This window comes from Pseudomonas sp. CYM-20-01 (assembly GCF_023169845.1).
In the GTDB taxonomy this organism is placed as follows: Bacteria; Pseudomonadota; Gammaproteobacteria; order Pseudomonadales; family Pseudomonadaceae; genus Aquipseudomonas; species Aquipseudomonas azotoformans.
The window spans coordinates 5,690,135-5,709,378 of the sequence record NZ_AP025169.1 but is presented as its reverse complement, the minus strand read 5'-3'; the positions used below and the strand labels follow the sequence as shown (position 1 = coordinate 5,709,378).

The following is a 19,244-nucleotide window of genomic DNA, read 5'->3' as shown; positions in this document are numbered from 1 at the left end:
CCCTGGTCATGGAGCGGGCAACACCCGCGGCTCTACGGCCTCGCTGCGCACCGGGAAGGCCTGCTGCCGACGGTCAGCGAAATAGTATTCGAGGGTACGCCCGACCGTGCGGAACGCCAGCTCGGACCAAGGGATGTCGGCTTCGTCGAATAGCTGCACTTCAAGGCTTTCGGGGCCTGCGGCGTAGTCCAGGTCCACCAGGTCGGCACGGTAGAAGATATGCACCTGGTTGATATGCGGCACGTCGATCAGCGTGTAGATGCTCAGGTTGTGCACGCGGGCGCAGGCTTCTTCCAGGGTTTCGCGAGCGGCGGCCTGTTCGACCGTCTCGCCGTTTTCCATGAAGCCGGCGGGCAGGGTCCAGTAACCCAGGCGCGGCTCGATGGCGCGGCGGCACAGCAGCACTTTATCGCCCCATACCGGCACGGTGCCGGCGACGATATTGGGGTTCTGGTAGTGGATGGTCGAGCAGTGATCACACACAAAGCGCAGGCGGCCGTCGCCTTCGGGGATGCGTTGGGTAACCGGTTTGCCGCACTGGCTGCAGAAATTCATGCTGGGGTTCCTGGAAAGTGCGTCTATCTTGGCGTGACGGGCAGGGCGCTGCAAGTTGTCGTTTAGCGACACCGGGCGGGTTTTGGGGTTGGGCGCCCGTACGCTTTGGTGCATGATGCAAGGTAGCCAACAGACCGAGATGACTCATGCTGGACGAGCTACTTCGCCGGGTAAGCAACCACACCCCCCACCTGCTTGAAGCCGACGGGCGTTTCCCCGAGGCCGCGGTGCTGGTGCCGATTACCCGCAGTGACGAACCTGAGCTGATCCTGACCCTGCGCGCCAGCGGCCTGTCGACCCATGGTGGCGAAGTGGCCTTTCCCGGTGGACGCCGCGACCCCGAAGACCCGGACCTGATCTTCACCGCGCTACGTGAAGCGGAAGAAGAGATCGGTCTGCCACCCGGCCTGGTCGAAGTCATCGGCCCGCTGAGCCCCTTGATCTCCCTGCATGGCATTCGGGTCACGCCGTATGTCGGCGTGATCCCTGATTACGTCGAATACCTGGCCAACGATGCGGAGATTGCCGCGGTTTTCAGCGTGCCCTTGGACTTCTTCCGACAGGACCCACGCGAACATACCCACCGGATCGATTACCAGGGCCGCAGTTGGTACGTGCCCAGCTATCGGTTTGGCGAATACAAGATCTGGGGGCTGACGGCGATCATGATCGTCGAGCTGATCAATCTGCTCTATGACGACGCCAAGATCAGCCTGCATCAACCGCCCAAGAGTTTCATCAATATCTAAGCCATCGTTTGAATGGCAACGCCGTGAGGAAAAACCATGAAATACCGCCTGGGCGACGCCCGCGTCGAGACTCATCCACACAGCTGGGTAGCGCCGAATGCCACCCTGGTGGGCAAGGTCAAGCTGGAGGAGGGCGCCAACGTGTGGTTCAACGCGGTGTTGCGTGGCGACAACGAACTGATCCTGATCGGCAAGAACAGTAACGTGCAGGACGGCAGCGTGATGCACACCGACATGGGCTACCCGCTGACGCTGGGCACCGGCGTGACCATCGGCCATAACGCCATGTTGCACGGTTGCACGGTGGACGATTACAGCCTGATCGGCATCAATGCGGTGATCCTCAACGGCGCCAAGATCGGCAAGCACTGCATCATCGGCGCCAATTCGCTGATCGGTGAAGGCAAGGAAATTCCCGATGGTTCGCTGGTAATGGGCTCGCCGGGCAAGGTGGTGCGTGAACTGACCGACGCGCAGAAACGCATGCTCGAAGCCAGCGCCGCGCACTATGTGCATAACTCGCAGCGTTATGCGCGGGACCTGGTCGAGCAGGAAGAATGAACCCGATTGAACGTCCTGTTGCGTCGCCTTGCGTGAGTATTTGCGCGCTGGACGATGACGATATCTGCACGGGCTGCCAGCGTACGGTGGATGAGATTACGCGCTGGAGCCGCATGGATAATGCCGAGCGCCGGGTGGTGCTGGGGCTGTGTCATGAGCGGGCGCTGGCGAGTGGGTTGGTGTGGATGATGCCTGGCAAATCCGGTGTCTGAACCGCCGCTATCGGGGGCAAGCCCCCTCCCACATTGTTCGGCGCCGGCCATGACACCTCGGTCAACTGTGGGAGGGGGCTTGCCCCCGATAGGGTCCACCCAGACGACATATTTCAAAATGTGAAGTACCCTGTGCCCCTTGTTCACAGGTCCACTCCCATGCTCTTCCTGATCGCCTACATCAGCAGCGTCGTGCTGATCAACTTCGCCTTCTCCACCGCCCCGCACCTGGATGTCATCTGGTCCGCCTGGGGTGGCCTGGTCTTTATCCTGCGCGACATGGTGCAAACCCGCTTCGGCCATGGCGCAATCATCGCCATGCTGGCCGCGCTGGTGCTGTCGTACGTCACGTCCGACCCGGCCATCGCCCTCGCCAGCGCCACGGCCTTCGCAGTGTCCGAGTGTATCGACTGGCTGGTGTTCAGCATCACCAAGCGTCCGCTGCACGACCGCCTGTGGATCAGTTCGGCGCTGAGCATTCCCCTCGACACCTTTATCTTCTTCGGCCTGATCGGCGCGCTTACCCCGGCGGTGGCGGGAACTGCGCTGGTGTCGAAGTTCGCCGGGGTCACGGTGGTGTGGCTGATCATGGCCTGGCGTATCCGCAAGCGGGCCGTCGCCAACTGAGGCCAATTCCTGCAGTTCATGTAAAATGCCGGCCTTTCTCCCAATGATCCGCTCCCCTGAGGACCTGAGATGACCCGAATCGGAACTCCATTGTCGCCAACCGCGACCCGCGTTTTGCTGTGTGGCTGCGGTGAGCTGGGCAAGGAAGTGGTAATCGAACTGCAGCGCCTGGGCGTTGAAGTGATTGCCGTGGATCGCTACGCCAACGCGCCGGCCATGCAGGTTGCGCACCGTAGCCACGTGATCAACATGCTCGACGGCGCCGCGCTGCGTGCGGTGATTGAGGCGGAAAAACCGCACTTCATCGTGCCGGAAATCGAAGCCATCGCCACCGCCACCCTGGTGGAATTGGAAGCCGAAGGCTTCACCGTAATCCCGACCGCGCGCGCCACCTCGCTGACCATGAACCGCGAAGGCATCCGCCGCCTGGCCGCCGAAGAGCTGGACCTGCCGACCTCGCCGTACCACTTCGCCGATACCTTCGAAGACTACAGCAAGGCTGTGCAGGACCTGGGCTTCCCGTGCGTGGTCAAGCCGGTGATGAGTTCGTCGGGCAAGGGCCAGAGCCTGCTGCGCAGCGTCGATGACGTGCAGAAAGCCTGGGACTACGCCCAGGAAGGCGGCCGTGCAGGTAAAGGCCGTGTGATCATCGAAGGCTTTATCGACTTCGACTACGAAATCACCCTGCTGACCGTGCGCCACATCGGCGGCACCACCTTCTGCGCGCCAGTCGGCCACCGTCAGGAGAAGGGCGACTACCAGGAATCCTGGCAGCCACAGGCCATGAGCCCGATTGCCCTGGCCGAATCCGAGCGCGTTGCCAAGGCGGTTACCGAGGCCCTGGGTGGCCGCGGCCTGTTTGGCGTGGAGTTGTTCATCAAGGGTGATCAGGTGTGGTTCAGCGAAGTGTCGCCACGCCCGCATGACACCGGTTTGGTGACCCTGATTTCCCAGGACCTGTCGCAGTTCGCACTGCATGCTCGTGCGATCCTGGGCCTGCCGATCCCGTTGATCCGTCAGTTCGGCCCTTCGGCCTCGGCGGTGATCCTGGTGGAAGGGCAGTCGACCCAGACGGCGTTCGCCAACCTGGGCGCCGCGTTGAGCGAGCCTGATACCGCCCTGCGCCTGTTCGGCAAACCGGAAGTGAATGGCCAGCGCCGCATGGGCGTGGCGTTGGCGCGGGATGAGTCGATTGAAGCGGCCCGGGCCAAGGCGACCCGTGCTTCCCAGGCAGTGGTGGTAGAGCTCTAAAAGCATCGGGGGCAAGCCCCCTCCCACACTTGATCCAGTTCACAGAGTTAGATTTGTGAATACATTCAAATGTGGGAGGGGGCTTGCCCCCGATAGCGGTCTATCAGCCCACGCGATTCAAATCATTATCCCGCGTCTCTTTCAGGCACAGCACAGCAATCAAGCTGAGCAACGCCGCCGCCGACACATACCCACCGACATAACTCAGCCCACCCATCGCCACCAGTTTGGTCGCGAAGAACGGTGCGGCGGATGCCCCCACAATTCCCCCCAGGTTATACGCCGCCGAAGCGCCGGTATAACGCACGCGTGTCGGGAACAGTTCCGGCAACAGCGCGCCCATCGGGGCGAACGTCACGCCCATCAGGAACAGCTCCAGCGCCAGGAACAGCGCCACCGCCCAGGTCGAACCGTGGGTGAGCAATGGCTCCATGGTAAAGCCCGACAGAATCGCCAGGATCGCGCCGACGATCAGCACCGGTTTGCGTCCGTAACGATCACTGGCCAACGCTGCCAATGGCGTCGCCAGCCCCATGAACAGCACCGCAAAGCACAGCAGGCCGAGGAAGGTTTCGCGGCTGTAGCCCAGGGTTGAAACGCCATAACTCAGGGAAAACGCAGTAGTGATGTAAAACAACGCATAGCACACCACCATTGACGCAGCGCCCAGCAACACCGGCAGCCAATGCTGGCTGAACAGTTCCACCAACGGCACTTTGACCGGCGCTTGCTTGGCGACGGCGTTGGCGAACACCGGCGTCTCGTGCAGCTTCAATCGTGCGTACAGGCCCACCATCACCAGCGCCGCGCTGAGGATGAACGGGATGCGCCAGCCCCAACTGCGGAACTGTTCGTCACTCAGGCTCATGGCCAGGATCAGGAACAAACCGTTGGCCGCCAGGAAGCCGATTGAAGGCCCTAGTTGCGGGAACATGCCGAACCAGGCGCGTTTGCCTTTGGGAGCGTTCTCGGTCGCCAGCAGCGCTGCGCCGCCCCATTCACCGCCAAGGCCCAGGCCCTGGCCGAAGCGCAGTACGCACAACAGGATCGGCGCCCACGCCCCGATGCTGTCATAACCGGGCAACAAACCGATCAGCGTGGTGCACACGCCCATCAGCAGCAGCGAGGCCACCAGGGTCGATTTGCGCCCGATACGGTCGCCAAAGTGACCGAACAGCGCCGACCCCAGTGGGCGGGCGATGAAGGCGATACCGAAGGTCAGGAACGACGCCAGCATCTGCGCGGTGCCGGAAGTCTGCGGGAAGAACACCGGGCCGATCACCAGCGCAGCGGCCGTGGCGTAGATATAGAAATCGTAGAACTCGATGGCGGTGCCGACGATGCTCGCCGTGGCGACACGTGCGGTCGAGTTGGTCGGGGCAGCGGCGGGCGCGGCCTCGTTGTAGGTGGTGCTCATGGTGGTATCCCTGACGGTCATTGCGCGTTTGGACGCGGATTATTATTGGTCGAACTCCCATGGATCAGGGTAGCGCGCGGGGCGGCTCGGGATGGGAGCGAACACCGGTCAGACGCGGTTTAACGGTGCCTGGACGCGTTCAGTGCGGGTAGCACGCGGTCGGGCAGGGCTCTGGTAAGCCGTCCCGATTATAGGAAGGGGTTTGAACATACAACAAGTCAAAATGTGGGAGAGGGCTTGCCCCCGATAGCTGTGTATAGCCACTTGATGCGGTGACTGACACTCGGCCATCGGGGGCAAGCCCCCTCCCACATTATTTGATTACGAATTAAGCGGCGACCGGCATCCGGCTGGTATGCCAGATCAGCACCTTGCTCACCCGGTTGTCCTCGGTCTCGAGGATTTCCAGGCGGTAGCGGCCTATTTTCAGGCACACCGCGCAATCCGGAATGGTCTCCAGCGCTTCGGTCACCAGGCCATTGAGGGTCTTGGGGCCGTCGCTGGGCAGGTGCCAGTTGAGGCTCTTGTTCAGTTCGCGGATCGAGGCGGCGCCGTCGATGATGTAGCGGCCATCCGGTTGCGCTTCGATATGCGGGTTGTCCGCACTCTGTTCGCTTTCGAACTCACCGACGATTTCTTCGAGAATGTCTTCCAGGGTCACGATGCCGAGTACTTCGCCGTATTCATCCACCACCATGCCCAGGCGACGCTGCTGTTTGTGGAAGTTCAGCAGTTGCAGTTGCAGCGGGGTGCTTTCCGGGACGAAGTAGGGCTCGTGGCAGGCGGCGAGCAAGGCCTCTTTGGTCAGGCTGGCGTCGGGCAACAGGTGCTGGATCTGCCGCGTGTTGAGTACGGCTTCGACCTGGTTGATATCACTGTGGAACACCGGCAGGCGCGTGCGCTGGGAGGTGCGCAGTTGCTCGATGATCTCCTCGATGTCGTCATCCAGGTTGATGCCGTCTACCTCGCTGCGGGGCACCAGGATGTCGTTGACGGTGATGTTGTCCAGAGCATGGATGCCCGGCATGCCGGGGGTGCGCCCCTCTGCGACCTCGGGTTCGGGCTCGTCATCATGGTCAGGCAGCGGTTCGTCGCTTTTCTTCACCATGCCGGTCTTGCGCGCGAACGGGCGCAGCAGCAACAGACTGATAGCGTTGAGCAGCCAGGCCAGGGGGTAGACGATTTTCAGTGGCACGCCCAGCAGCGTATTGCCAAAGCCCAGTACCGCTTGTGGATAGCGGGTGGCCAGGGCGCGGGGCAGGTAATCGGCCAGAATCAGCAGGATCGCGCAGGAGATCAGCCAGCCGAGCCACGGCCCGTTCTGCGCCCAGGCGTAAATGGCTAGCAGCGTGCACAGGATAACCACGGCGGCGCGACACAGGCTGTTGCACAGGATCAGGCTGTTGCGCGGAAAGCTCAGGCGGGTGGCCGCCTTGTCGCCCTGGCGTGTACCGGGGCGCAGTGCCAGCAAATGTTGCTGGGCGGCTTCGATGGCGGTAAACAGAGCGGCCCATAACACCAGCAGGGCGATTACCGCGAGCATCGGCTCCAGGGGCAAGTTGTCCATGATCGCCGCCCGTCAGATATGCAGGATGTATTCGCGAACCAGCTTGCTGCCGAAATAGGCCAGCATCAGCAGGCAGAACCCGGCCAGGGTCCAGCGGATCGCCTTGTGCCCGCGCCAGCCGAGGCGGTTGCGGCCCCACAGCAGGACGCTGAACACGATCCAGGCCAGGCAGGCCAGCAGGGTCTTGTGCACCAGGTGCTGGGCGAACAGGTTTTCGAAGAACAGCCAGCCGGAGATCAGCGACAGCGAGAGCAAGGTCCAGCCGGCCCACAGGAAACCGAACAGCAGGCTTTCCATGGTTTGCAGTGGCGGGAAGTTCTTGATCAGCCCGGACGGATGCTTGTGCTTGAGCTGGTGGTCCTGCAGCAGCAGGAGCAGGGCCTGGAACACCGCGATGGTGAACATGCCATAGGCCAGGATCGACAGCAGGATGTGCGCGAGGATGCCCGGCTCTTCATCGATCACCGGCACCGTACCGGTAGGCGCGAATTGCGCCAGCAGCACAGTCAGCATGCCCAGCGGGAAGAGCAGCACCAGCAGGTTTTCGACCGGGATCCGGTAACAGGCCATCAGGGTCAGCGCGATGACGGCCGCCGCGATCAGGCTGGCGGCGCTGAAAAAGTCCAGGGCCAGGCCGACCGGCGTCATCAAGTGCGTGAACAGGCTGGCCGCATGGGCGAGCAAGGCGAGGACACCAAGGCCTACCAACAGGCGTTTGTCCGCCTTGGTGCCCTGGGCCAGACGAGTGCCCTGATAGACGGTCGCAGCGGCGTACAAGATGGCGGCGGCGAGGCTGGGTAGCAAACTGGGTGACAAAGGGAGCATAAATCCTGTTAGGCAAGCCCGAAAGGCGCTGAGTTTGGCATACCCCCGCGCAACACGAAAGACTCCCGGGCCAGACAGCGGGTGTGCATGGGCGCAGTCTTCGCTATAATCCGCGACCTGCCCACGCCGCAGGCTCGCCGAGCGCTGTTTTTAATAGCGATTTACCACAGCCTGGGCCGCCATTACCTCGGTCTATGAATAGGGCCTGAAAGGATCGCGCATGTTTGAAAATCTGACTGACCGTCTCTCGCAGACGCTGCGCCACGTTACCGGCAAGGCCAAGCTGACCGAGGACAATATTAAAGACACCCTGCGTGAAGTGCGCATGGCGTTGCTGGAAGCCGACGTGGCCTTGCCGGTGGTGAAGGACTTCGTCAACTCGGTCAAAGAGCGCGCGGTGGGCACCGAAGTGTCCCGCAGCCTGACCCCGGGCCAGGCGTTCGTGAAGATTGTCCAGGCCGAACTCGAAAGCCTGATGGGCGCGGCCAACGAAGACTTGAACCTCAGTGCGGTGCCGCCGGCTGTCGTCTTGATGGCGGGTCTGCAAGGTGCGGGTAAGACCACCACCGCCGGCAAGCTGGCGCGCTTCCTTAAAGAGCGCAAGAAGAAGTCCGTGATGGTGGTGTCGGCCGACGTGTACCGTCCGGCCGCTATCAAGCAGCTGGAAATGCTCGCGGGCGAAGTGGGCGTGACCTTCTTCCCGTCCGACCTGAGCCAGAAGCCAGTCGACATCGCCAACGCTGCCATTAAAGAAGCCAAGCTCAAGTTCATCGACGTGGTCATCGTCGATACCGCCGGTCGCCTGCACATCGACGAAGAGATGATGGGCGAGATCAAGGCGCTGCATGCCGCGATCAACCCGGTCGAGACGCTGTTCGTGGTCGACGCCATGACCGGCCAGGACGCGGCCAACACCGCCAAGGCCTTCGGCGACGCACTGCCGCTGACCGGCGTGATCCTGACCAAGGTCGACGGCGATGCCCGTGGCGGTGCCGCGCTGTCGGTACGTGCCATCACCGGCAAGCCGATCAAGTTCATCGGTATGGGCGAGAAGAGCGAAGCGCTCGAACCGTTCCATCCCGAGCGTATCGCCTCGCGCATCCTCGGCATGGGCGACGTGCTCAGCCTGATCGAGCAGGCCGAAGCTACCCTCGACAAAGACAAGGCCGACAAGCTTGCTAAAAAGCTGAAGAAGGGCAAGGGCTTCGACCTCGAAGACTTCCGCGACCAGCTGCAACAGATGAAGAACATGGGCGGCCTCGGCGGCCTGATGGACAAGCTGCCGAACATCGGCGGTGTGAACCTGGCGCAGATGGGCAATGCCCAGGGCGCGGCAGAGAAGCAGTTCAAGCAGATGGAAGCCATCATCAACTCCATGACCCCGGCCGAGCGCCGCGACCCTGAGCTGATCAGCGGTTCGCGCAAGCGTCGGATCGCCATGGGTTCCGGCACCCAGGTGCAGGACATCGGTCGCTTGATCAAGCAACACAAGCAGATGCAGAAGATGATGAAGAAATTCTCCGCCAAGGGCGGTATGGCCAAGATGATGCGCGGCATGGGCGGTATGTTGCCCGGCGGTGGCATGCCCAAGATGTAAAGAATTCGAGCGGGAGCCCAGCTCCTGCTCCGACCCACAGGGATGTGGGATCTCCAGCAAACCCGCCGTTGGCGGGCGCTGACTCGCCGTTTTAACCGACGGCTCTATAGCAGATCTGAATGGCACGCTGATAGGCGCCAGAAAAAGACATTTGCAAAAGTCCGGATATTCCTTAGAATATGCGGCCTTTCGGGCACCTATGCCCGCTGTGCATTTAGATTTGCAGCACCGACTACAGGAACGATGTTCACATGCTAACAATCCGTCTTGCCCTTGGCGGCTCCAAAAAGCGCCCGTTTTACCACTTGACCGTAACCGACAGCCGCAACCCGCGCGACGGTTCGCACAAGGAACAGGTTGGTTTCTTCAACCCTGTTGCTCGTGGTCAAGAAGTTCGTCTGTCCGTGAACCAAGAGCGCGTAGCCTACTGGCTGAGCGTGGGTGCACAGCCATCCGAGCGCGTTGCAAAACTGTTGAAGGACTCGGCTAAGGCCGCAGCCTGAGCAATATGAACGCGACGCCAGCTGTTGCTGATGATTTGATCGTTATCGGCAAGATTTACTCGGTTCATGGCGTTCGCGGCGAAGTGAAGGTGTATTCCTTTACTGATCCGACTGAAAACCTGTTGCAGTACAAAACCTGGACGCTCAAGCGCGAGGGTAGTGTGAAACAGGTCGAGCTGGTCAGTGGACGCGGGAGCGACAAGTTCCTGGTCGCAAAGCTCAAGGGTCTTGATGATCGTGAAGAAGCTCGTCTTCTGGCCGGTTATGAGATCTGCGTGCCGCGCAACCTGTTCCCTGAATTGACCGACGGCGAGTACTACTGGTACCAGCTGGAAGGTCTGAAGGTTATTGATCAACTCGGGCAACTGTTCGGGAAAATCGATCATCTTCTGGAAACCGGCGCCAATGATGTAATGGTGGTCAAGCCTTGCGCTGGCAGCCTGGATGATCGCGAACGCCTGTTGCCCTATACCGAGCAATGCGTGTTGGCCGTCGACCTGGCAGCGGGCGAGATGAAGGTGGAATGGGACGCGGACTTCTAAGCGTGGCTAATTTGCGCATTGAAGTGATCAGTTTGTTTCCCGAGATGTTTTCCGCCATCAGCGAGTACGGCATCACCAGTCGGGCGGTGAAACAGGGGCTGTTGCAGCTTACCTGTTGGAATCCGCGAGACTACACGACGGATCGACATCACACTGTGGACGATCGCCCATTTGGCGGTGGCCCGGGCATGGTGATGAAGATCAAGCCCCTGGAAGACGCGTTGGTTCAGGCCAAGGTCGCTGCCGGGGAGAAGGCGAAGGTGATTTACCTGTCCCCTCAAGGCCGTCAGCTGAAACAGGCTGGGGTCCGCGAACTGGCGAATGAGGAAGCACTGATCCTGATTGCCGGTCGCTATGAAGGCATTGACGAGCGTTTTATTGAAGCTCATGTCGATGAAGAGTGGTCGATTGGGGACTATGTCCTGTCTGGCGGCGAGCTGCCAGCGATGGTCCTGATAGATGCGGTTACACGACTGCTGCCTGGAGCTTTAGGGCATGCGGACTCCGCGGAGGAAGATTCCTTCACGGATGGTTTGCTGGATTGCCCGCACTACACCCGACCGGAGGTGTATGCGGATCAGCGTGTTCCCGACGTATTGCTAAGTGGCAATCACGCACACATCCGGCGTTGGCGTTTACAGCAGTCCCTTGGTCGGACCTATGAACGACGCGCCGATCTTCTGGAAAGCCGCTCGCTTTCTGGAGAAGAGAAGAAGCTGCTCGAGGAATACATCCTCGCGCGGGACGATAGTTAACAACGTATCGATGGTAGGTCCATTGACTTACCTTAGGAGCACAGCATGACTAACAAAATCATCCTTGCACTCGAAGCAGAGCAGATGACCAAAGAGATCCCTACCTTTGCCCCGGGCGACACCATTGTCGTTCAGGTGAAAGTGAAGGAAGGCGACCGTTCGCGTCTGCAAGCGTTCGAAGGCGTGGTAATCGCCAAGCGTAACCGTGGTGTGAACAGTGCTTTCACTGTTCGTAAAATCTCCAACGGTGTTGGCGTAGAGCGTACTTTCCAGACCTACAGCCCGCAAATCGACAGCATGGCCGTCAAGCGTCGCGGTGACGTACGTAAAGCCAAGCTGTACTACCTGCGTGACCTGTCCGGTAAAGCAGCTCGCATCAAGGAAAAACTGGCTTAAGTCCAGCTTCCCGATGCAGAAAAAAGCAGCCTACGGGCTGCTTTTTTGTGCCTGAAATTTGTCCCTTTCCCGGTATTTGTCCATGACCACCCGTCTTGAAGAAATCCAGCGTCGCACCGACCTGTCCGTCACCCACGTGACCAAGGCTGTGTTCCCGCCGACCACCAACCACCACAACACCTTGTTCGGTGGCACCGCCTTGGCGTGGATGGATGAAGTGTCGTTCATCACGGCCACGCGTTTTTGCCGGTTGCCGCTGGTGACCGTCTCTACCGACCGTATCGATTTCAATCACGCCATCCCGGCGGGTTCCATCGTCGAGCTGATCGGCCGTGTGATCAAGGTCGGCAACACCAGCCTCAAGGTCGAGGTGGAAGTGTTCGTCGAGAGCATGAGTGCCGATGGTCGCGAAAAGGCGATCCAGGGTGTGTTCAGTTTTGTGGCCATTGATGCAGACAAGCGCCCGGTACCGGTGCTGCCTGGATTTGTAGACTGATTCAGATCGAGTCGCGGCCATCGGGGGCAAGCCCCCTCCCACATTTGGAACGCATTCCTCTGTGGGAGGGGGCTTGCCCGCGATAGGATGTCGCTGACAACACCTTTTCCAAGTGCGAACCCCCATGCCTGCCATTGACCATCCATTGATCGACCGTTTCCTCGACGCCCTGTGGCTGGAAAAAGGCCTCTCGGACAACACCCGCCAGGCCTACCGCAGCGACCTTGCGCTGTTCAATGGTTGGTTGCAGGAGAAAAACCTCGAGCTGATCAACGCCGGCCGCGAGCTGATTCTCGACCACTTGGCCTGGCGTCTGGAACAGAACTACAAGCCACGTTCCACCGCACGATTTCTTTCCGGCGTGCGTGGTTTTTATCGCTATCTGCTGCGGGAAAAGCTGATCGCCCTCGACCCCACCCTGCAAGTCGATATGCCACAACTTGGCAGACCGTTGCCCAAATCCCTGTCGGAAGCCGACGTGGAGGCCTTGCTCGCCGCCCCCGACCTCAGTGAGGCCATCGGTCAGCGCGACCGCGCCATGCTCGAAGTGCTCTACGCCTGTGGCCTGCGGGTGACCGAGCTGATCAGTCTGACCCTGGAGCAAGTCAATCTGCGCCAGGGCGTGTTGCGGGTGATGGGCAAAGGCAGCAAGGAGCGGCTGGTGCCGATGGGCGAGGAAGCGATTGTGTGGGTCGAGCGCTATATGCGCGATGCCCGCAGCGAACTGCTCGGTGGACGGCCCAGTGATGTGCTGTTCCCCAGCTTGCGTGGCGAGCAGATGACTCGCCAGACCTTCTGGCACCGCATCAAGCACCAGGCCAAGGTCGCCGGGATCGGCAAGGCGCTGTCGCCCCACACACTGCGCCATGCATTCGCCACGCATTTGCTCAACCACGGTGCGGATTTGCGTGTGGTGCAGATGCTGCTCGGCCACAGCGATTTGTCCACCACCCAGATCTACACCCACGTGGCCCGCGCGCGTTTGCAGGATATGCACGCCAAGCACCACCCGCGAGGCTGAAAACGTCCAATTTATCCGGCCACGGGCTGCCCTGCGGCCCAACTGTGGTAGGCTTTGCCGGTTAGCAAAGGGGACGACCCAGACCTGTGTTTCCAAGCAGTGTTACTGCCCGTCCCTGCATCTGCCTTCAGGAGTTCCCATGCGCTTGACCCAGATTATTGCCGCCGCAGCCATTGCGTTGGTTTCCACCTTTGCCTTTGCCGATGACGCCGCCGAGCAGACCATCCGCAAAAGCCTGGCCAACCTGCAGCTCGACACCCCGATCGAGAGCATCAGCGCCAGCCCGATGGCCGGCCTGTACGAAGTCAAGCTCAAGGGTAGCCGCGTGCTGTATGCCAGTGCCGATGGTCAGTACATCGTCCAGGGCTACCTGTTCCAGTTGAAGGACGGCAAGCCGGTCAACCTGACCGAGAAAGCCGAACGCCTGGGTGTTTCCAAGCTGATCAATGGTATTCCGGTGGCTGAAACCGTGGTTTACCCAGCCATCGGCGAGACCAAGACCCACATCACCGTGTTTACCGACACCACCTGCCCGTACTGCCACAAGCTGCACGCCGAAGTGCCTGCGCTGAACAAACTGGGTGTGGAAGTGCGCTACGTGGCGTTCCCGCGCCAGGGCCTGGGTTCGCCGGGTGACGAGCAGCTGCAAGCCGTATGGTGCTCGGCCGACAAAAAAGCGGCCATGGACAAGATGGTCGACGGCAAGGAAATCAAGGCCGCCAAATGCGCCAACCCGGTCTCCAAGCAGTTCGCGTTGGGCCAGTCCATCGGCGTCAACGGTACACCGGCCATCGTTTTGGCTGACGGCCAGGTGATTCCGGGCTACCAGCCGGCACCACAAGTTGCGAAACTGGCGCTGAGTGCCAAATAAACCAGCATCGTCGAACCTTTGACGATCATGGCCTGTGGATAAGTCGACAGGCCGTTAATTGAAAGCCGCAGTCGTGCGGCTGTTTTCCACGGCCGACCTCGCGTCGGCCGTTTCATGGGGAGTTCTTCAGTGAAACCGGTCAAAGTAGGCATCTGTGGGTTAGGGACCGTCGGTGGCGGCACCTTCAACGTACTTCAGCGTAACGCTGAAGAAATTTCCCGCCGTGCAGGGCGTGGGATTGAAGTGGCGCAAATTGCCACGCGTTCGCCAAAGCCTCAGTTCGAAACGACCGGTATTGCGATTACCAACGATGTCTTCGCCGTGGCCACCAACCCTGAAATCGATATCGTGATCGAACTGGTGGGTGGCTACACCGTTGCCCGCGAACTGGTGCTCAAGGCCATCGAGAACGGCAAGCACGTGGTCACTGCCAACAAGGCGCTGATCGCCGTGCACGGCAACGAGATCTTCGCCAAGGCGCGTGAGAAGGGCGTGATCGTGGCATTCGAAGCCGCAGTGGCCGGTGGCATCCCTGTGATCAAGGCGATCCGTGAAGGCCTGTCCGCCAACCGCATCAACTGGGTGGCCGGCATCATCAACGGTACCGGCAACTTCATCCTCACCGAAATGCGCGAGAAGGGCCGCACCTTCGAAGACGTTCTCGCCGAGGCCCAGGCCCTGGGTTACGCCGAAGCCGACCCGACCTTCGACGTGGAAGGTATCGACGCCGCGCACAAGCTGACCATCCTGGCGTCCATCGCCTTTGGTATCCCGCTGCAGTTCGACAAAGCCTACACAGAAGGCATCACCAAGCTGACCACGGCCGATGTGAACTACGCCGAAGCCCTGGGCTACCGCATCAAGCATCTGGGCGTGGCGCGCAGCACGCCGGCCGGTATCGAGCTGCGAGTGCACCCGACGCTGATCCCGGCCGACCGCCTGATCGCCAACGTCAATGGCGTGATGAACGCGGTGATGGTCAACGGTGACGCCGCCGGTTCCACATTGTTCTACGGCGCCGGTGCCGGCATGGAGCCAACCGCTTCGTCGGTGATCGCCGACCTGGTGGACGTGGTGCGTGCGATGACCAGTGACCCGGAAAACCGTGTGCCGCACTTGGCGTTCCAGCCGGACTCGCTGTCGGCTCACCCGATCCTGCCGATCGAAGCCTGCGAAAGCGCCTATTACTTGCGCATCCAGGCCCAGGACCACCCGGGCGTGTTGGCCCAAGTGGCGAGCATCCTGTCGGAGCGCGGTATCAACATCGAGTCGATCATGCAGAAGGAAGTCGAGGAGCAAAACGGCCAGGTGCCGATGATCCTGCTGACCCACCGCGTGCTCGAGCAGCACATCAACGATGCCATCGCTGCCCTGGAAGCCCTGCAAGGCGTGGTCGGCCCGGTGGTACGGATTCGCGTCGAACACCTGAACTAATGGTTTTGCGGCAAGAGCCCCGCAAGTTCGGCGGCCCTTGTTCAAGAATGCTCTAGAGGAGCTAGTCATGCGTTATATCAGTACCCGCGGCCAGGCACCGGCCCTGAATTTCGAAGACGTCCTGCTGGCAGGCCTTGCCACGGACGGCGGCCTGTACGTGCCGGAAAACCTGCCACGCTTCACCCAGGAAGAGATCGCTTCCTGGGCCGGCTTGCCGTACCACGAACTGGCCTTCCGGGTGATGCGCCCGTTCGTCACCGGCAGCATTCCGGATGCGGACTTTAAAAAGATTCTGGAAGAAACCTACGGTGTGTTTTCCCACAACGCCATCGCACCGCTGCGCCAACTGAATGGTAACGAGTGGGTGCTGGAGCTGTTCCACGGCCCGACCCTGGCCTTCAAGGACTTCGCCCTGCAGTTGCTGGGGCGTCTGCTGGACTACGTGCTGCAGAAGCGCGGCGAGCGCGTGGTGATCATCGGTGCCACCTCCGGTGATACCGGTTCGGCGGCCATCGAAGGTTGCAAGCACTGCGAAAACGTCGACATCTTCATCCTGCACCCGCACAAGCGTGTGTCGGAAGTGCAGCGCCGCCAGATGACTACCATCTTCGGCGAGAACATCCATAACATCGCCATCGAAGGCAACTTCGATGACTGCCAGGAAATGGTCAAGAACAGCTTCGCTGACCAGAGCTTCCTGAAGGGCACACGCCTGGTGGCGGTGAATTCGATCAACTGGGCGCGGATCATGGCCCAGATCGTCTACTACTTTCATGCCTCGCTGCAGTTGGGCGGCCCGGCGCGTTCGGTGTCGTTCTCGGTGCCGACCGGTAACTTCGGCGATATCTTCGCCGGTTACCTGGCGCGCAACATGGGCCTGCCGATCAACCAATTGATCGTCGCCACCAACCGCAACGACATCCTGCACCGCTTCATGAGCGGCAACCAGTACGTCAAGGAGACCCTGCACGCGACCCTGTCGCCGTCCATGGACATCATGGTCTCGTCGAACTTCGAACGCCTGCTGTTCGACATGCACGGTCGCAACGGTGCGGCGATTGCCGGCTTGATGGACACCTTCAAGAGCGGCGGCGGTTTCAGCGTGGATGAAGAGCGCTGGACCGAAACCCGCAAGCTGTTCGACTCCCTGGCCGTGGACGACGCGCAGACCTGCGAAACCATCGCTGAAGTCTATGCCCAGACCGGCGAGCTGCTCGACCCGCACACCGCCATCGGCGTGAAGGCCGCCCGCGACTGCCGTCGCAGCCTGGATATCCCGATGGTCATCCTGGGCACCGCCCATCCGGTGAAATTCCCGGAAGCGGTGGAGAAGGCCGGTGTTGGCAAGGCGCTGGAGTTGCCGGTGCACCTGGCTGACCTGTTCGAGCGTGAAGAGCGTTGCACGGTGTTGGCCAATGACCTGAAGGCCGTACAGGCGTTTGTGAGCCAGCATGGCAACCGGGGTAAGCCGTTGTAAGGCACACCGCGTAGACAAAAACGCCGCTTTCCCTTCCTGGGGCAGCGGCGTTTTTCGTTTCTGGCAGGCCCCGCTTGGTATACGCGGCTACGTGAGTAGTTTCTGTACGATAGCCAAGACAGTGCTGAACGCCGTAAACATGACCATGACGACACCCAATGGATACCAGAAATTCTCACGGGTTATCTTGTGTGTCTCGGCAGTGAGTTTGCGTTGCTCCGCATAAATGCGTGATATGTCGGCGTGAATCTTCTCTAGCGCAGCTTGCTCTTTATCGTGTTCCAGCATCGTATTTATCCTTCGCAATAAGGGCCTTTTGACATGCGCTCCTGCCTGCAAGGCAAAGTGATCAGCGCCCACCGAGTATAGGATTCACCTTGGGCCTCAACGCCCGGAACCCCCAAAAAAGCCGCCCATTGCGTAAGCACTTATGTGCGGCCGTTTTTTCGTTGTCATGTTGCAAGCGCATGCTGGAATCCGTCACCCCCTGACGGCCCCATAAAGACGATAAAGCGAACTTTCCTACGTCACAAACAGTCACTTAGGATAGATGCAGCTCCCGTTGAAACGATTGTTCCCGAACTATTGAGTGGTGATCGAGATGGAAAGTATCAGCCTATTGCTCGAAGAAGCACTGAGCCCTTATCAGGTTACGCTGACCACCTCTGGTGTGCAGGACGAGTGCCTGGTAACCGTTAAGAATCCTGCTGGCGCCATCGTGGTCGAGCGTGACGTCGACCGCGCCCAATTGATGGACAAGCGCGTGCTGGTGGATGTAGTGGATTGCCTGCTGCGTGACATCAAAATTGCCGAAGGACGTCTGGAACCCTCGGTCATAGCAGCCTTGCGCAACGCAGCCCAGACTCGCAACGCCACCGCCGCATGAAGAATTGTTTAACTGTGGAAACTTCCTACAGCGTGGCCGGTCAGATTTTGTAACAGCAAGAGCAAACATTGTGCTCCGGTGTTTGTGCCTTGCTGTACTGGTCTTTGTAGGCCACGTTTAACCCCAAAGTGTCTCCCCACGCTTTGGGGTTTCTTTTTGCCTGCGATTTGTCAGGCAAGTCATCTGGCACAGGGCATCTGGTGCCAAAGCCTGGCGGAATGGGACATCAGATCGCGCCTTCCTCGCGCAAGCGCACAATGGCGGCCGCGTCGTAGCCCAGGCCAGCGAGCACTACGCTGTTATGTTCACCCAGTTGCGGCCCCACCCATTCGCAACTGCCCGGCGTGTCCGACAGCTTGGGCACGATGCCCGGCATCTTGAATTCCTTGCCGCCGGGAAGCCGGGCCTTGAGGAACATCTCCCTGGCGAGGAATTGCGGGTCGCCCAACATGTCCTCGGCACTGTAGATCCGGCTGGCAGGCACCTCGGCTTTGTTCAACAGGTCGACCACCTGATCCAGCGACAGTGAGTTCACCCAGCGATCAATCACGCCGTACAGTTCATCACGGCGGCTGTCGCGCCCGTCATTGCTGGCCAGTACCGGATCGATGGCCAAGTCCTCACGACCAATGGCCGACATGAAGCGCTTGAAGATCGCATCGCCATTGGCGCCGATCTGCACATGCTTGCCGTCGGCGCTGGTGTGGATGGAGGAGGGCGTGATGCCGGGCATGATGTTGCCGGTGCGCTCGCGAATAAAGCCAAACACGTCGAACTCCGGGATCATGCTTTCCATCATGGCGAAGATGGCTTCGTACAGCGCCACATCCACCACCTGGCCCAGGCCACCGTTGACCTCGCGATGACGCAGCGCCATCAGTGCGCCGATCACCGCCCACAACGCGGCAATCGAGTCGCCGATGGAAATGCCGGTACGCACCGGCGGGCGATCTTCGAAACCGGTGATATAGCGCAGGCCGCCCATGGATTCACCCACCGCACCGAACCCTGGCTGGTCTTTCATCGGCCCGGTCTGGCCAAAGCCGGAGAGACGCACCATCACCAACTTGGGGTTCAGCGCGTGCAGGGTCTCCCAACTCAGGCCGAGCTTTTCCAGCACGCCGGGGCGGAAGTTCTCGATCAAGATGTCGGCGTCCGCCAACAATTGTTTGAGGATGGCCAGGCCGTCCGGGTGCTTGAGGTTCAGCGTCAGCGACTGCTTGTTGCGCGCCTGCACGAACCACCACAGCGAAGTGCCCTCGTACAACTTGCGCCATTTTCGCAGCGGGTCGCCGCCGTCCGGTGATTCGACCTTGATCACCTCGGCGCCGAACTCCGCGCAGATACGCGAGGCGAACGGGCCGGCGATCAGGGTGCCGAGTTCGATGACTTTCAGGCCGGCAAGTGGTTTGGCATTGAACGACATGAGGATCCTTGTCTGCGCAGGGCGGTGGTGTGATGCCTTTTAACATAGGCGAGCAGCCCAGGGCAGCGCTGGATTC

22 protein-coding genes are annotated in these 19,244 nt (G+C 60.5%); 16 read left to right on the top strand and 6 right to left on the bottom strand.

The genetic code is table 11. The features are described from left to right. Window positions 1-6: 6 nt before the first annotated feature. Entirely contained in the window at window positions 7-555 is a 549-nt protein-coding gene (locus M2497_RS25935) for an NUDIX hydrolase (protein WP_248484147.1), read from the bottom strand. A gap of 146 nt (window positions 556-701) precedes the next feature. Between M2497_RS25935 and M2497_RS25930 the strand changes: the two genes are divergently transcribed. The 5 genes from M2497_RS25930 to purT all read left to right on the top strand — a co-directional run bounded on the left by M2497_RS25930 (window position 702) and on the right by purT (window position 3,955). Further along, on the top strand, window positions 702-1,304 hold the full coding sequence (locus M2497_RS25930) for a CoA pyrophosphatase (protein ID WP_248484145.1): 603 nt from the start codon (window positions 702-704) through the stop codon (window positions 1,302-1,304). Window positions 1,305-1,340: 36 nt separating this feature from the next. Then, window positions 1,341-1,865, top strand: coding sequence for a gamma carbonic anhydrase family protein (locus M2497_RS25925; RefSeq protein WP_028617818.1), 525 nt, complete (start codon window positions 1,341-1,343; stop codon window positions 1,863-1,865). After that, entirely contained in the window at window positions 1,862-2,077 is a 216-nt protein-coding gene (locus tag M2497_RS25920) for a DUF1289 domain-containing protein (RefSeq protein WP_248484143.1), read from the top strand. The genes M2497_RS25925 and M2497_RS25920 overlap by 4 nt, the downstream gene beginning before the upstream one ends. Window positions 2,078-2,236: 159 nt before the next feature. Next, the gene (locus M2497_RS25915; RefSeq protein ID WP_015885703.1) at window positions 2,237-2,704 is read left to right on the top strand and encodes a VUT family protein; all 468 of its coding nucleotides are present in this window, start codon (window positions 2,237-2,239) and stop codon (window positions 2,702-2,704) included. A gap of 69 nt (window positions 2,705-2,773) precedes the next feature. Then, window positions 2,774-3,955, top strand: coding sequence for a formate-dependent phosphoribosylglycinamide formyltransferase (purT, locus tag M2497_RS25910; protein ID WP_065939222.1), 1,182 nt, complete (start codon window positions 2,774-2,776; stop codon window positions 3,953-3,955). Window positions 3,956-4,058: 103 nt separating this feature from the next. On the opposite strand, the gene M2497_RS25905 is transcribed toward purT, so the two are convergent. From M2497_RS25905 to ccsA, 3 genes are all read right to left on the bottom strand, one after another. Next, a complete protein-coding gene (locus M2497_RS25905) occupies window positions 4,059-5,372 on the bottom strand; it encodes an MFS transporter (RefSeq protein ID WP_248484141.1) in 1,314 nt (437 codons plus the stop codon). Window positions 5,373-5,700: 328 nt separating this feature from the next. Then, window positions 5,701-6,939 carry a transporter associated domain-containing protein gene (locus M2497_RS25900; protein ID WP_248484139.1) on the bottom strand — a complete coding sequence of 413 codons (1,239 nt, stop codon included), beginning with the start codon at window positions 6,937-6,939 and terminating at the stop codon, window positions 5,701-5,703. Between the two features lie 12 nt (window positions 6,940-6,951). After that, window positions 6,952-7,755 carry a cytochrome c biogenesis protein CcsA gene (gene ccsA, locus M2497_RS25895; protein WP_170856094.1) on the bottom strand — a complete coding sequence of 268 codons (804 nt, stop codon included), beginning with the start codon at window positions 7,753-7,755 and terminating at the stop codon, window positions 6,952-6,954. A gap of 229 nt (window positions 7,756-7,984) precedes the next feature. Between ccsA and ffh the strand changes: the two genes are divergently transcribed. From ffh to thrC, 10 genes are all read left to right on the top strand, one after another. After that, entirely contained in the window at window positions 7,985-9,361 is a 1,377-nt protein-coding gene (gene ffh, locus M2497_RS25890) for a signal recognition particle protein (protein WP_003193965.1), read from the top strand. Between the two features lie 251 nt (window positions 9,362-9,612). Continuing rightward, window positions 9,613-9,864, top strand: a complete 252-nt coding sequence (gene rpsP / locus M2497_RS25885) for a 30S ribosomal protein S16 (RefSeq protein ID WP_003175899.1) — start codon at window positions 9,613-9,615, stop codon at window positions 9,862-9,864. A gap of 5 nt (window positions 9,865-9,869) precedes the next feature. Continuing rightward, window positions 9,870-10,406, top strand: coding sequence for a ribosome maturation factor RimM (gene rimM / locus M2497_RS25880; RefSeq protein WP_053135622.1), 537 nt, complete (start codon window positions 9,870-9,872; stop codon window positions 10,404-10,406). Continuing rightward, window positions 10,388-11,161 (top strand): tRNA (guanosine(37)-N1)-methyltransferase TrmD, encoded by a 774-nt coding sequence (gene trmD / locus M2497_RS25875; RefSeq protein ID WP_248484137.1) that lies wholly within the window; start codon window positions 10,388-10,390, stop codon window positions 11,159-11,161. Before rimM ends, trmD begins: the two co-directional genes overlap by 19 nt. A 45-nt stretch (window positions 11,162-11,206) precedes the next feature. Next, complete coding sequence (gene rplS, locus M2497_RS25870) at window positions 11,207-11,557, top strand: 50S ribosomal protein L19 (protein ID WP_003175895.1); 351 nt, start codon at window positions 11,207-11,209, stop codon at window positions 11,555-11,557. Between the two features lie 82 nt (window positions 11,558-11,639). After that, window positions 11,640-12,053: an acyl-CoA thioesterase gene (locus tag M2497_RS25865; RefSeq protein WP_003193963.1), complete on the top strand. Its 414-nt coding sequence runs from the start codon at window positions 11,640-11,642 to the stop codon at window positions 12,051-12,053. Window positions 12,054-12,177: 124 nt separating this feature from the next. Continuing rightward, on the top strand, window positions 12,178-13,074 hold the full coding sequence (xerD, locus tag M2497_RS25860; RefSeq protein ID WP_058423323.1) for a site-specific tyrosine recombinase XerD: 897 nt from the start codon (window positions 12,178-12,180) through the stop codon (window positions 13,072-13,074). A gap of 139 nt (window positions 13,075-13,213) precedes the next feature. Beyond that, window positions 13,214-13,945 (top strand): thioredoxin fold domain-containing protein, encoded by a 732-nt coding sequence (locus M2497_RS25855; RefSeq protein ID WP_010207987.1) that lies wholly within the window; start codon window positions 13,214-13,216, stop codon window positions 13,943-13,945. 129 nt (window positions 13,946-14,074) lie between these two features. Next, window positions 14,075-15,379 carry a homoserine dehydrogenase gene (locus M2497_RS25850; RefSeq protein ID WP_010207988.1) on the top strand — a complete coding sequence of 435 codons (1,305 nt, stop codon included), beginning with the start codon at window positions 14,075-14,077 and terminating at the stop codon, window positions 15,377-15,379. Between the two features lie 67 nt (window positions 15,380-15,446). Continuing rightward, window positions 15,447-16,856: a threonine synthase gene (thrC, locus tag M2497_RS25845; RefSeq protein ID WP_248484135.1), complete on the top strand. Its 1,410-nt coding sequence runs from the start codon at window positions 15,447-15,449 to the stop codon at window positions 16,854-16,856. A gap of 87 nt (window positions 16,857-16,943) precedes the next feature. Here thrC and M2497_RS25840 read toward each other — a convergent pair whose 3' ends face one another. Beyond that, window positions 16,944-17,144, bottom strand: a complete 201-nt coding sequence (locus M2497_RS25840) for a hypothetical protein (RefSeq protein WP_248484133.1) — start codon at window positions 17,142-17,144, stop codon at window positions 16,944-16,946. A 313-nt stretch (window positions 17,145-17,457) separates the two neighbouring features. On the opposite strand from M2497_RS25840, the gene M2497_RS25835 reads away from it, so the two are divergent. Next, window positions 17,458-17,742 carry a DUF3509 domain-containing protein gene (locus M2497_RS25835; protein WP_058423321.1) on the top strand — a complete coding sequence of 95 codons (285 nt, stop codon included), beginning with the start codon at window positions 17,458-17,460 and terminating at the stop codon, window positions 17,740-17,742. 226 nt (window positions 17,743-17,968) lie between these two features. Here M2497_RS25835 and M2497_RS25830 read toward each other — a convergent pair whose 3' ends face one another. Beyond that, window positions 17,969-19,168, bottom strand: coding sequence for a CaiB/BaiF CoA-transferase family protein (locus tag M2497_RS25830; protein WP_248484131.1), 1,200 nt, complete (start codon window positions 19,166-19,168; stop codon window positions 17,969-17,971). Between the last annotated feature and the right edge of the window lie 76 nt (window positions 19,169-19,244).